This is a genomic window from uncultured Gelidibacter sp. (assembly GCF_947500795.1).
Taxonomy (GTDB): Bacteria; Bacteroidota; Bacteroidia; order Flavobacteriales; family Flavobacteriaceae; genus Gelidibacter.
The window spans coordinates 33,237-46,814 of sequence record NZ_CANMTE010000005.1 but is presented as its reverse complement, the minus strand read 5'-3'; the positions used below and the strand labels follow the sequence as shown (position 1 = coordinate 46,814).

Sequence of the window (13,578 nt, the reverse complement as noted above, 5' to 3'; positions counted from 1 at the left end):
CGTTTATAAATTTTTTAGTGCCGCCTTTATAATCACTTCTACATTGGCATCTGGTTGGTTGGCAACAATTTTATCGACTACTCGTTCTGCTTGCTTTCGCGCAAATCCAAGAACTTCTAATGCAGATAACGCTTCATCTTTATGAGTATTGTTTTGAACCACAGAAAGTTCATCGATGTCATATACTTTTAGCACTTTATCCTTCAAATCTAAAATAACACGTGCAGCAGTTTTAGCGCCAATGCCTTTAATAGACTGAATCAGTGCCACATCGCCATGCGCAATTCCTTCCCGCACCTGCTTTGGAGTTAGTGACGATAACATGGTGCGTGCAGTACTGGAACCCACACCACTAACCGAGATTAAAAGCTTGAAAATTTCACGCTCAGCAATGGAAGAAAACCCATACAATGTATGGGAATCTTCCTTCACTTGCAGATACGTATATAGCTTTAAATTCTCAGCATCAGGAATCTGAGAATAGGTGTGCAATGAAATATTGATATGGTAGCCTACACCATTGCAATCAATTACAACATCAGTTAGATTTTTTTCAACAAGTTTTCCTTGGATATGTGTAATCATGAAATGGCTTTAGTTTAAACTCAAATGTAATAAAATTATTTTCATTGCGAAGCTGATTCCTTCGCTAAAGCTGCTTTGGCTTCTTGCTCTTTTCGTTCTTTATATTGTGCATCAATAACCGCAATTGCAGTCATGTTTACAATTTCATCCACACTAGCGTCCAATTGAAGAATGTGCACCGGTTTGCGCATGCCCATCATGATTGGCCCAATAGATTCTGCTTTGTTCAATTCCTTTAAAAGCTTGTAGGTGATGTTTGCCGAATCCAAACTTGGGAAAATTAGGGTGTTCACTTTTCTTCCTGCCAATTTTGAAAATGGGAACAGCTCTTGAAGCATGTCTTGGTTAAGTGCGAAATCTGTTTGCAATTCGCCATCTACCACCAAATCAGGATTTGTTTCGTGTAAAATCTTAACAGCATCTCTAACTTTAGTCGCTCTCGGACTAGAAGAAGACCCGAAGTTTGAGAAGGAAATCATGGCCATAACTGGTTCCATGCCAAACATTCTCACCGTTCTGGCGGTCATTTGTGCAATTTTAGCCATGTCTTCAGCTGGCGGATCAATATTGATTGAGGTATCACTCAAGAACATTGGTCCACGTTGCGTCATCATAAGGTTAGTCGTGGCAACACGAGTAGCCCCTTTTGCCATTCCGATAAGTTCTAACATTGGTTTTACAACCGATGGATAACTACGTGAATATCCAGAAATCAATGCATCTGCATCACCTTCATTAACCATCATTGCCGCAAAATAATTGCGCTCCCTCATCAGTTTTTGTGCCGAATAAAGCGTTGCGCCTTTACGCTTACGTTGTGACCAATACACCTGCGCATACCTATTGCGGCGTTTTTCTTCATCATCCGTTTTAGGGTCGATGATTTCAACATTGGCATCAAATTCAATTTCTGCCATTAAGCTTAAGATGGTTTCCTTTCTACCAAGTAAAATAGGAATAGCAATTCCCTCATCATAAGCTATTTGTGCTGCTTTTAGTACTGCTAAATGATCAGCCTCGGCATAAACCACACGTTTCGGATTCATTTTTGCACGGTTGGTCAACAAGCGTACAATTTTATTATCAGAGCCCAAACGCTCCAATAAACTGTCGCGGTATTTATCCCAATCAGTAATATATTCTTTCGCAACGCCACTTTCCATAGCTGCTTTTGCAACTGCTGGTGGCACTTCAGCAATTAATCTTGGGTCGAAAGGTTTTGGTATAATATACTCCCTTCCAAAGGTTAAATGCGTCTCTCCATAAGCGATGTTAACCTGCTCTGGTACATTTTGTTTTGCCAAATTAGCAAGTGCAGTCACCGCAGCCATTTTCATAGCTTCATTGATTTTAGTAGCCCTTACATCAAGAGCGCCTCTAAAAATATATGGAAATCCGAGTACGTTATTTACTTGGTTAGGATGGTCAGAACGGCCTGTCGCCATAATAACGTCCTTACGTGTTGCAATCGCTAATTCATAGTCAATTTCAGGATCTGGATTGGCCAAAGCGAAGACAATAGGGTTGTCAGCCATAGACAATAACATTTCTGGAGATAGAATGTTTGAAGTCGACAGTCCTATAAAAACATCTGAGTTATGCATTGCATCCTCTAATGTTTCAATATCGCGATGGGTTGCAAATTCTGCTTTTTCTGAAGTGAGATCCGTTCTGGTTTGTCTGATCACACCTTTACTGTCTGTCATCACAATATTTTCGCGTTTTGCTCCAAAAGCTTGGTATAAACGGGTACATGAAATAGCCGCTGCACCTGCACCACTGATGACAATTTGAACATCTTCAATCTTTTTATCTGCAAGTTCTAAGGCGTTTAATAACGCTGCCGCAGATATAATTGCGGTGCCATGTTGGTCATCATGCATTACAGGAATATCCAATTCTGCCTTTAAACGACGCTCTATTTCAAAAGCTTCTGGCGCTTTAATATCCTCTAAATTGATACCTCCAAAAGTTGGCGCAATCATTTTTACCGTTTGGATAAATTCTTCTACATTTTCAGTATTGACCTCAATATCAAACACATCAATATCAGAAAATATCTTAAAAAGTAAGCCTTTTCCTTCCATTACAGGTTTAGAAGCCTCAGGACCAATATTTCCCAATCCTAAAACAGCGGTACCATTAGAAATTACGGCTACCAAGTTACCCTTGGCTGTATATTTATAAACGTTGTTGACATCTTTAGCTATCTCCAAACAAGGTTCTGCAACCCCTGGCGAATACGCCAAAGATAAATCGCGTTGTGTTGCGTATTTTTTTGTAGGAACAACCTGAATTTTACCAGGTGTTGGTTTTGCGTGATATACTAATGCCTCTCTACGTTTGCTCTGCTTGCTCATATATTTTAAAATTTTAGCGAAGAAACAAAGGTAAGCGTTTTAGGAGAAATGATATAGGACATTAATTGGAATTACTTAAATTTATTTAGCGCACAATTATATGTAAAACAAGACTTAAAAGAGTTAAAGATTTGCGATTTAAAACTCCTGATTTTAGTAAATATTAAATAGTTTAGCTGCGTTATAATTTTGATTTTGAAGCCTTCAAATGGATTATATTTGCAGGTGAGATTTTGAATCCCCTTTGTGTCCATGCCATTAAAAATATTAATTTTTATAACTCTCTTTTTCTTAGGTCATGGTTTGGTTATCGCACAGGATAACATTACCGAGAAAGACTCTGTTAACCTGTATGAAAAAATAGAGACCTATTCACAAAAACGAAAGTTCACAAAATCGCTTCACAAACTTATTTTCCGATCGACCACAAAGAAGCCTGTCAATGCGCCCAAAAATCGTCCACGACAAGACTTTACGCCATTTGAAGGTAAAATTATCAGGAACATCAATATCACAAGTCATGATCCTTTTGGGTTTTCATTTACAGACAGTACACAAACTGCTAATAGTTGGATAGAAAAAACCGGCAACTTCATCCACATTAAAACCAAGGCCTTTGCGATAAGAAACACGTTACTGGTAAAAAAACACACGCCCTTAGACCCGTTATTGGTTCGGGAAAGTGAGCGATTGTTGCGCTCCCAAAACTATATAAGACGTGTTCAGATTACTGCCAAAAATGCGGAAACTTCAAAAGATTCTGTAGACCTGCACGTTGAAGTGTTAGATTCTTGGAGCATGATTCCGTCAGCTACAGCATCAACCTCAAAAACAAAGTTGAAACTAAAAAATCGGAACTTTTTGGGCTTTGGCCACGAATTCAACAATAGCGTTCTTAAAAGTTTGGAAGACGGCAACTATGGCTATGATATGAGTTATACGGTGCCTAATTTCCAAAACACCTTTATCAAGACGTCTTTGGGCTATAAGATAGATTTGAATGGTTATTACACGAAGCTTTTAAAAATCGAACGTCCCTTCTATTCCGCTTTAACGCGATGGGCAGGCGGGATCTACCTCGATGAACAATACCGGAAAGAATACTTAGGTCCAGAAGATATTGAAGAGAACTTACAACCTTTTAGATATTTAACCCAAGATTTCTGGGGCGGGCATGCTTACCAACTCTTTAAAGGAAATTCAGAAAAGGAACGTACCACAAACCTCATAACCAGTCTGCGCTATTTACATGTGGGCTATAGAGAACGGCCATCAGCAGATTTTGATGAGGTAGGTTATTTTGCCAATGAATCGTTTTATTTAGGAACTGTGGGTATTGCGTCGCGTCAGTTTATTAAAGACGATTATATTTTTAGGGATGGCATTATTGAGGATGTCCCTATTGGTACTATTTACGGCGTCACAGGCGGCTACCAAAGAAAAAACCAGCATGACCGCATGTATATTGGCCTTAAGGCATCCCATGGGGATTATTTTAATTGGGGGTATTTAAGCACCAATTTTGAAGTTGGAAGTTTTGTTGATAACAGCCACCTCGAACAAACCACCATTTCCTTACAGGCTAATTACTTTACAAATTTAATTTCTTTAGGTAAAAATTGGAAAATGCGCCAATTTATAAAACCTCAAATCCTTATTGGTACCAATAGATTGGACTCAGAAGGCGACCGACTTACCATCAATCATCACAACAAATTTAGAGGTGTTTATGATAATAATTTTGACCTTAACGATGGCGCCGGCATTCAAGGTTTTGATAGCGACCTTATGGGTACTAAAAAATATGTCTTGTCTTTACAAACGCAATTCTACTCGCCGATGGAATTGTGGGGATTTCGATTAAATCCGTATTTTAATTTTAGTGCTGCGTCGTTGGGCAATGAAGGCACCTCTATTAGGAAAAGCAAAGTCTACTCTTCAATTGGGGCAGGTTTTATAATCCGAAATGATTATTTGGTGTTCAGTTCCTTTCAGTTATCATTTTCATTCTACCCTAAAATACCTGGGCAAGGCGAGAATATTTTTAAAGCCAATGCTTTTGAAACTGAAGATTTTGGCTTTCAAAGTTTCGATTTGGGGAAACCGACGCCTGTTTGGTATAATTAGTTGGGTCTGAGGTTTGAGGTTTGACTTTCGAAAACAATAGTATCATCTTCATTAATTCTTAGTCCATTGCATTTTAGATTGATCTTATGCAATCCAAAATTCTAACAAAAAAAGTTTAAGTCTACTGTTCTCTCAGGAATTCAATATTTCGTGTTAATCCTTCAAACTTGGTCCGTTTTACTGGAGATTTCTTAAAAAGGTCCCTGAATACATCTTCGGTAATTTCTTCCCAATCTTTTTTAGTCATCGATAGTAATTCTGGATGCGGATTAAATAAAGGCTCATTATGTGCTTTTGAAAAACGATTCCAAGGGCACACATCTTGACATATATCACAGCCAAACATCCAATCATCAAATTTACCTTTAAATTCGGTTGGAATTTTTTCCTTTAATTCGATTGTGAAATAGGAAATACACTTACTCCCATCAACAACATACGGTTCCGTAATGGCTTGTGTAGGGCAAGCATCGATGCATCTTGTGCAGGTGCCACAATGATCCGTCGTTGCATGATCATATTCTAAATCGAGATCAATGATTAGTTCTGCCACAAAATAAAAGGAGCCGACTTGTTGTGTCAATAAATTAGTGTGCTTGCCAATCCAACCCAAACCTGATTTTGCGGCCCAAGCCTTATCCAAAACAGGAGCAGAATCTGTAAACGCGCGACCATGAACTTCGCCAATTTCCTCTTGAATAAAGTTTAACAGCGATTTTAGCTTGTCCTTAATTACAAAATGGTAGTCCGTACCGTAAGCATATTTGGAAAGCTTAAAGCTATTTTCCGTTTGTTGCGCTTCAGGAAAATAATTCAATAACAAAGAAACTACAGATTTTGAACCCTCCACAAGTTTTGTTGGGTCCAACCGTTTATCAAAATGGTTTTCCATGTAGTGCATCTCCCCATGCATATTGTTCTTAAGATAGCGTTCCAAGCGTGGCGCTTCCTCTTCAAGAAATTGTGCTTCGCTGATCCCACACGATAAAAAACCGAGGCGTTTTGCTTCTTCCTTTATGAGTTGGCTGTATTTGGATTTATTATTCACTCTTTAGTTTGTTTATTTCTATGAGCTTGGTGGCAATCAAATTTTTTGTCAGGCTGAGCGCTGTCTCATTTTTTTTGTCAGGCTGAGCGCAGTCGAAGCCCCTGTCAGGCTGAGCGCAGTCGAAGCCCTTGTAAGACTAAGCTCTGTCGAAGCCCCTGTCAGGCTGAGCGCAGTCGAAGCCCTTACTTTCCCTTTTCAGGTCCATATTTATAATGCGTCGCATTCCGACATTCCGATAATATTTGCAATCTATCAAAATCGCCGTCAATCAGTGCTTTCTTTTTTGCTCTTGTCCACCCTTTTAGTTTCTTTTCAAAATAAATGGCTTGTAACACATCATTAAATTCCTGATGAAACTCCATGATGACCGGCCTTTTTTTAAAGGTATAACATTCTTTATTTTTTCCAAGCTGATGCTCTTCAAATCTACGCGCCATATCGTTGGTGATTCCTGTGTGCGCTCAGCCGACAACATTCTTGTTTTGCTTAACTTGACAACAATCGACTACCTTAAGCTTGACATTTAGCAGACAGACACCTTACACCCGTCTTTCAAATCTCAACAATGCATTCTTTGGTTTTAAGGTGATTAACGGCGTTATTTCAATCGATTCGAATTCAGGATAGATTTTATAGTTCCGAATTAATTCTGTTACCGCCAAAATCATTTCAAACATGGCAAAGTTATTTCCTATACATTTTCTTGGGCCTGCTCCAAATGGAAAATACTGTGATGAGAATTTACGCCCGCCTTCATTAAATCGCTCTGGTAAAAAATTGTCTGGGTTTTCCCATAAATCAGGATGACGATGGATTTCATAAATTGAAAATAACAAATTTGACCTTTTTTTGAATAAGAGCTTGTTAAATTCATCTTCCTCTATATTCACCCGATCAATAAAGTAAACTGGCGGATACAAGCGCATCGACTCTTCAATAACCTGTTGGCATATTTTTGACGACATTACCACTTGCATCAAATCATCAGAATTTTTGCTGGTCTGCAGACTTTCCTCATAAATTCGGTCTTGCCATTCAGGATGTTTTGCCAAGAGCTGAAATATAAAGGTCAACGCATTTGAGGTCGTCTCATGCCCTGCTGTAAACAGAATTAAGATTTCATCAATGAGTTGTTCCTCATCCATAAACGTACCATCTTCATAACGCGCATCCAATAGCATATCAAGCAAATCGTCATGACGTACGTTAGCATCCCTTCTCGTTTTTACGATGTTTTTGAGGATTTGTCGTGCTTCGCGGGTCAGTTGCAAATGCTTTTCAATAGTGCCACTTACGGTAAACCACCACCCTAAATAGGGTTGCCTAAGTTCTCTAACGAGCATTTTTTGAGCAGCTTCAGTGATAAATTGTAATCGACTTATATCTTCAGTAGTTGCCGCACTACTGAATAACGATTTAACTACGGTTTGAAATGCCAGATTGTTTAAAATCGGAAAAACATCCATCGTTTTACCGGGTTGGATGTGTTTGTACTCAGACTGTATAGCCGCTTGTACTTTCCCCATTAAATTGGCAAGTTGCGATTTATGAAAAGCCGGTTGGATTAATTGGCGTTGTTTTTTCCACAATTCGCCCTCTGAAGTCAAAAGTCCACGGCCCACATATTTGACCAAGTCAACCGTTTGGATTGTGGATTTTTTATAATTTTTATGATTCTTTTGAAGTACGTATTCTGCAAAAGCAGCATCACGGGAAAAAACAATTTCGTTAGAAAAGCCAATCCTCAATTTAAAGGTATCGCCTTTAGCATTAAAATTGGCATGATGGAAAGGCAATGGGTTTTTAAGGATATTTAAAGAATGCTTCAAAAAATGAATCAACGGAACTGATGGAATTTCATTTTTTGTTTGCATTTCGGGCATCTCTTTACACTGATTAGTTTTGGTATGACTGTATGTAGCGTTTTAAATTATCAAGACTACCTTGGAATCATTTTCAGTCTTTAGCTGAACAATCCGCCTTGTATTCCTCCTTTAATTTTCCCAAGATGTTTATATGCCAGATCCGTTACTTCCCTTCCACGAGGCGTACGCATTATAAACCCTTGTTGAATTAAAAACGGCTCATACACTTCTTCTATAGTTTCGGCGCTTTCACTGACAGCGGTCGCCAAGGTTGTAATCCCCACTGGTCCGCCTTTGAACTTATCAATAATGGTCACTAAGATCTTGTTGTCCATTTCATCAAGTCCGTGCGCATCCACATTCAACGCTTTAAGGGCGAATTTCGCAATGGCAATATCTATACTTCCATTACCTTTAATCTGTGCAAAATCGCGCACACGACGCAATAGCGCATTGGAGATACGGGGTGTTCCCCTACTGCGACCTGCAATCTCAATAGCAGCTTCCATAGAAATAGGAACGTTCAAAATTGAGGCACTACGTTGGGTAATGGTAGTTAATAATTCCGTGTTATAATATTGTAATCTGCTTTGAATTCCGAAACGTGCCCGCATTGGCGACGTCAATAAACCTGAACGAGTGGTGGCACCGATTAACGTAAACGGATTCAAATTAATTTGAACCGTTCTTGCATTAGGTCCAGACTCAATCATGATGTCAATTTTATAGTCTTCCATGGCGGAATACAAGTACTCTTCCACAATGGGACTCAACCGATGGATTTCATCAATAAACAACACATCGCGCTCTTCAAGATTTGTTAAAAGGCCCGCAAGATCACCTGGCTTGTCCAATACTGGCCCTGAAGTTACTTTAATATTAGCGCCTAACTCACTCGCTAAAATATGCGCTAAGGTAGTTTTACCAAGTCCTGGAGGGCCGTGGAACAAGGTATGGTCCAAGGCTTCATTTCTTAGGTTAGCGGCTTCAACAAATATTTTCAGATTCTCCAAAACCTGATCCTGACCGGAGAAATCATCAAAGGATAAGGGTCTTAATTTTTTCTCGACATCAAATTCTTCAGGAGAAAAGTGTTCGTTGGATGGATTGAGGTTGTCGTTCATGGCACTTCCCACAAGCGTGAGAATTTCTTTTAAAAATATTCAGATTAATCAATAAACTATTCATCAATTAAACAAAGCAAATATAACAAAAAAGACCTTTAGAATGATTGTCTCAATCTAAAGGTCTTTTAATATGTGTTAATAGAATTCTGCTTGTGCAGCGTCTATTTTAGTGTTGTAATTCCTCTTCTCCTTCTTTTAAAGGCACGTTTTGAGGTACGAAATCATCGTCATGTCCTGGCTTACTGTAGTCATAAGACCAACGGTATACGTGAGGAATTTCTCCTGGCCAGTTACCGTGGATATGTTTTACAGGTGTAGTCCATTCCAAAGTAGTTGATCTCCATGGATTTTGTATAGCTTTCTTACCGTAGAAGATACTAACGAAGAAGTTGTATAAGTAAACGATTTGAACAATACCACCGATAATTGCGAAAACTGTAATAACAACGTTTACATCAGCTAAATCATCAAATAATGGGAACGCTGAGTTGGTATAGTAACGTCTTGGTAAACCTGCCATTCCAATAAAGTGCATTGGGAAGAATACACCATAAGCACAAATTGCAGTTACCCAGAAGTGGATATACCCTAAGTTCTTATTCATCATTCTACCGAACATTTTAGGATACCAGTGGTAAACTCCTGCAAACATCCCGTAAATTGCTGAGATACCCATTACTAAATGGAAGTGGGCAATAACGAAATAGGTATCGTGAACGTTAATATCTAAGGCACTATCTCCAAGAATGATTCCTGTTAAACCTCCAGTTATAAACGTTGATACGAATCCGATAGAGAATAACATGGCAGGGTTCATCTGAAGATTACCTTTCCATATGGTCGTAATCCAGTTAAATGCTTTTACTGCAGATGGAATTGCGATCAATAAAGTTGTAAATGTAAATACAGATCCTAAGAATGGGTTCATTCCTGAAACGAACATATGGTGACCCCAAACAATAGTTGATAAGAATGCGATCGCTAAAATAGAAGCAACCATCGCACGGTATCCAAAGATTGGTTTACGTGAGTTTGCCGCCATAATTTCAGACACAAGTCCCATTGCAGGTAAGATTACAATATATACTTCAGGGTGACCTAAGAACCAGAATAAGTGTTCAAAAAGTACTGGTGAACCACCTTGGTAATGTAATACTTCACCTTGAATAAAGATATCAGATAAGAAGAAGGACGTACCAAAACTTCTATCCATGATCAATAATAAAGCTGCAGCAAATAATACTGGGAACGCTACCACACCAATGATTGCAGTTACGAAGAATGCCCAAATTGTTAAAGGCAAACGCGTCATGCTCATTCCTTTGGTACGCATGTTAATAACCGTAACGATGTAGTTTAATGATCCTAATAATGAAGAAGCAATAAAGATAGCCATAGAGATTAACCATAAGGTCATACCCATACCTGAACCACCTTGAGCCATTGGCAATGCACTTAATGGAGGATAAATTGTCCATCCAGCTGCCGCAGGTCCTGCTTCAACAAATAATGAGATTAACATGATGACACTTGAAAGGAAAAATAACCAATAAGAAACCATGTTCAAGAATCCAGAAGCCATATCTCGTGCTCCAATTTGCAACGGAATCAATAAGTTACTAAAGGTTCCACTCAAACCAGCAGTTAATACGAAGAATACCATGATGGTACCGTGAATGGTAACTAATGCCAAATAAATATCAGCATCCATAACACCACCTGGTGCCCATTTGCCTAATAACGCCTCAAAAAGTACGTTTGGCTCTTCTGGCCATGCAATTTGAATACGGAACATGATCGACATCAAAACCCCAATGATACCCATGATAGTACCAGTTAAAAGGTATTGTTTCGCGATCATTTTATGATCTTGACTAAAGATATACTTAGTTACAAAGGTTTCTTTGTGATGATGTCCGTGATCGTCGTCGTGTGCGTGAGTATCTACTGCGTGTGTTGACATAATCTATATATACTTTTTAAAAACGATTTTTGTTATTATTTCAATGATTCTTTGAAGGTTGCTTGCTCTTTAATCCAAGCGTCATACTCTTCTTGGGTTTCCACGATAATATTCATTTGCATATTATAGTGAGATTTCCCACAAATCTTGTTACAAAGCAATAAGTAATGGAACTCATAAGGATCTAAAGGTTCTTCACCTTTAGCCATTAACTCTTTACTTTTCTCTGCACGCAGATTGTTGATGTTTTTAACCTTCTCAATCATATCTGGGTTTTCACGCATCTCCTTAGTAGTGATGGTTGGAGTAAATCCAAACTTAGTAATCATTCCAGGAACAGAGTTCATTTGAGCTCTAAAGTGAGGCATGTATACAGAGTGTAATACATCTTGAGAACGAATTTCAAAAACTACTGGTTTCCCAACAGGTAAGTGTAATTCCTTAACAATAATATCGTCTTGTGCATTAGGGTCAGATTCATCAATACCTAAGACGTTAGCCTTATCCATATCAATCAATCTTACGTTAGCCATACCTAATACGTTATCCTCTCCTGCATAACGGGCAGTCCAATTAAATTGTTGACCATAAATTTCAACAACCATTGGGTCGGCATCTTCATCAATATTCATGATAGAAGTCCAAGTAAATAAACCGTAGATGATCAAACCTGCTAAAACGATTACAGGAATAATAGTCCAAATTGCTTCTAAAGTATTGTTATCAGCAAAGAATAGGGCTTTTTTCCCTTTTTCGCCTCTATATTTAAAAGCGAAGTAATGTAGTAGGAATTGAGTGATGATTTGTACTGTAAAAATCACAGCCATGGAAATCATCATCAGGTTGTCTACTTCAGAACCATGTTCTGATGCAGCATTGGACATTAATGGTAAATGTCCCCATTTTACAAAAGAAATAATAGTAATGGCATAAATGAACCCTAAGAAGCCCATCATTAAGTAGCCATTGATTTTATTATCGTAATCTGTTGCAATTCCACTATTGGAGTCGGTACTAACTTGAGAAAGATCAAATATTTTGACCATTTGCCAGATAGCTACCGCTACGAAAAGTACTATGAAAATTGTAAATAAAGCAGTCATTGTCGTTTCTCTTCTTTATATATTGTTATTAATAATGGAAATGTTCGCTCTCTTTGATAAATGGGTTATTCTTCACTGTTAAAGGCGCTTTAGCCAATGATGAAAACACTACCAATAAGAATAGGCCACCAAATAATAGAATAGATCCTATTTCAGGTATTCCGATGAACCATTGATCACCTGCAGTTGCCGGCATAATCATAACGAAGATATCAATATAATGACCTACTAAAATTAGGACACCACACATCATCACAAACCATGGAATACGTTTAAAATCGCTGTTCATTAAAAGTAATAATGGGAATACGAAATTAAGAACCAACATTCCAAAGAATGGTAAATTATAATCTTCAATTCGTGTGATGAAGTACGTCACCTCTTCTGGGATGTTAGCATACCAGATCAACATGAATTGTGAGAACCATAAATACGTCCATAATACACTAAATCCGAACATGTACTTAGCTAAGTCATGGATATGACTATCATTAACTAAAGGTAAATGTCCTAAAGATTTTAAGAATACAGTTACCATAGCGATAACAGTAACACCACTTACAAGCATTCCTGCCAATACATACCAACCAAATAAGGTACTAAACCAGTGTGGGTCAACACTCATAATCCAGTCCCAAGACATGATTGATTCCGTGTAAATGAAGAACACTAAGAATGCAGCAGCAATTCTAAATGATTTAATAAAGTTTTTCTTATCTCCTGGTTCAGCGGTATCTTGAGCAATAGAGAATTTGCGAGCAAAATGTCTATACCCAGCCCAACCTGCAATAAATATAATAGCTCTTACAACGAACCATGTAATATTTAAATAGCCAGATTTATTTTGAATCAATTTATCTTCAGCAACCACTTCAGGGTTCATCCAAATAAAGATTTCATTATGGTGACCGATGTAATGTGATCCTACTGCAATAGCAACTACGATAATAGCACCAGGCAATAAGTAGGCAGTAATACCTTCCATGACACGGTTAAGTAATGGAGACCAACCTGATTGTGCCGCCACGTTAATCGCATAAAATGCTAATACACCTAATGCAATCATCATAAAGAAAAAGGCTGCAACATACATTGCTGACCAAGGTCTTTTTGCCAATTGTTCTTGAACGTGTGCTGCGTGCTCATCATCATGAGATCCATGATCAGCTTCTGCCTTAGCTTCATGTGAAGCTCCTTCAGTAGACGTTTCAGCGTGGTTCTCAGCACCAGCAACTACATGTGTATCTGCAGCTGTTTCGTGACCATCACCATGAGCCAGCATCGTTTTAACTTCGTCTAAAGATTTATGAGATGTCATAAAACCATAAGCCACTCCTAAAACACCTAGGACGATAAGGATGATGGAAAATGTCTTTAATCTATTTGAAATTGTGTACATA

The 13,578-nt window shown here is 38.3% G+C and carries 10 protein-coding genes; 1 reads left to right on the top strand and 9 read right to left on the bottom strand.

The genetic code is table 11. The features are described from left to right. Positions 1-3: 3 nt before the first annotated feature. Complete coding sequence (gene ruvA / locus Q0947_RS12155) at positions 4-585, bottom strand: Holliday junction branch migration protein RuvA (protein ID WP_299397768.1); 582 nt, start codon at positions 583-585, stop codon at positions 4-6. A gap of 41 nt (positions 586-626) precedes the next feature. After that, entirely contained in the window at positions 627-2,945 is a 2,319-nt protein-coding gene (locus Q0947_RS12150; protein ID WP_299397767.1) for an NADP-dependent malic enzyme, read from the bottom strand. Between the two features lie 252 nt (positions 2,946-3,197). Between Q0947_RS12150 and Q0947_RS12145 the strand changes: the two genes are divergently transcribed. Then, positions 3,198-5,072 (top strand): hypothetical protein, encoded by a 1,875-nt coding sequence (locus Q0947_RS12145; protein ID WP_299397766.1) that lies wholly within the window; start codon positions 3,198-3,200, stop codon positions 5,070-5,072. 121 nt (positions 5,073-5,193) lie between these two features. Here Q0947_RS12145 and queG read toward each other — a convergent pair whose 3' ends face one another. The 7 genes from queG to Q0947_RS12110 all read right to left on the bottom strand — a co-directional run bounded on the left by queG (position 5,194) and on the right by Q0947_RS12110 (position 13,577). Next, positions 5,194-6,120, bottom strand: coding sequence for a tRNA epoxyqueuosine(34) reductase QueG (gene queG, locus Q0947_RS12140; protein WP_299397765.1), 927 nt, complete (start codon positions 6,118-6,120; stop codon positions 5,194-5,196). 182 nt (positions 6,121-6,302) lie between these two features. Further along, on the bottom strand, positions 6,303-6,569 hold the full coding sequence (locus Q0947_RS12135; RefSeq protein ID WP_299398321.1) for a GIY-YIG nuclease family protein: 267 nt from the start codon (positions 6,567-6,569) through the stop codon (positions 6,303-6,305). A 90-nt stretch (positions 6,570-6,659) separates the two neighbouring features. After that, positions 6,660-7,994, bottom strand: a complete 1,335-nt coding sequence (locus tag Q0947_RS12130) for a cytochrome P450 (RefSeq protein WP_299397763.1) — start codon at positions 7,992-7,994, stop codon at positions 6,660-6,662. Between the two features lie 89 nt (positions 7,995-8,083). Next, positions 8,084-9,109 (bottom strand): Holliday junction branch migration DNA helicase RuvB, encoded by a 1,026-nt coding sequence (ruvB, locus tag Q0947_RS12125; RefSeq protein ID WP_299397760.1) that lies wholly within the window; start codon positions 9,107-9,109, stop codon positions 8,084-8,086. A gap of 169 nt (positions 9,110-9,278) precedes the next feature. Continuing rightward, positions 9,279-11,075 (bottom strand): cbb3-type cytochrome c oxidase subunit I, encoded by a 1,797-nt coding sequence (locus Q0947_RS12120; RefSeq protein WP_299397757.1) that lies wholly within the window; start codon positions 11,073-11,075, stop codon positions 9,279-9,281. Between the two features lie 35 nt (positions 11,076-11,110). After that, the gene (locus Q0947_RS12115) at positions 11,111-12,178 is read right to left on the bottom strand and encodes a cytochrome c oxidase subunit II (protein WP_299397754.1); all 1,068 of its coding nucleotides are present in this window, start codon (positions 12,176-12,178) and stop codon (positions 11,111-11,113) included. Between the two features lie 28 nt (positions 12,179-12,206). Beyond that, positions 12,207-13,577, bottom strand: a complete 1,371-nt coding sequence (locus Q0947_RS12110) for a quinol:cytochrome C oxidoreductase (protein ID WP_299397751.1) — start codon at positions 13,575-13,577, stop codon at positions 12,207-12,209. Position 13,578: the final 1 nt, after the last annotated feature.

What these genes read in the sequence shown, in the direction of transcription:
- Q0947_RS12115 (WP_299397754.1), bottom strand. Translation starts at nt 12,178, where the DNA reads ATGACTGCTTTATTTACAATTTTCATAGTACTTTTCGTAGCGGTAGCT.
- Q0947_RS12120 (WP_299397757.1), bottom strand. Translation starts at nt 11,075, where the DNA reads ATGTCAACACACGCAGTAGATACTCACGCACACGACGACGATCACGGA.
- Q0947_RS12130 (WP_299397763.1), bottom strand. Translation starts at nt 7,994, where the DNA reads ATGCAAACAAAAAATGAAATTCCATCAGTTCCGTTGATTCATTTTTTG.
- Q0947_RS12145 (WP_299397766.1), top strand. Translation starts at nt 3,198, where the DNA reads ATGCCATTAAAAATATTAATTTTTATAACTCTCTTTTTCTTAGGTCAT.
- ruvB (WP_299397760.1), bottom strand. Translation starts at nt 9,109, where the DNA reads ATGAACGACAACCTCAATCCATCCAACGAACACTTTTCTCCTGAAGAA.
- Q0947_RS12110 (WP_299397751.1), bottom strand. Translation starts at nt 13,577, where the DNA reads ATGTACACAATTTCAAATAGATTAAAGACATTTTCCATCATCCTTATC.
- ruvA (WP_299397768.1), bottom strand. Translation starts at nt 585, where the DNA reads ATGATTACACATATCCAAGGAAAACTTGTTGAAAAAAATCTAACTGAT.
- Q0947_RS12150 (WP_299397767.1), bottom strand. Translation starts at nt 2,945, where the DNA reads ATGAGCAAGCAGAGCAAACGTAGAGAGGCATTAGTATATCACGCAAAA.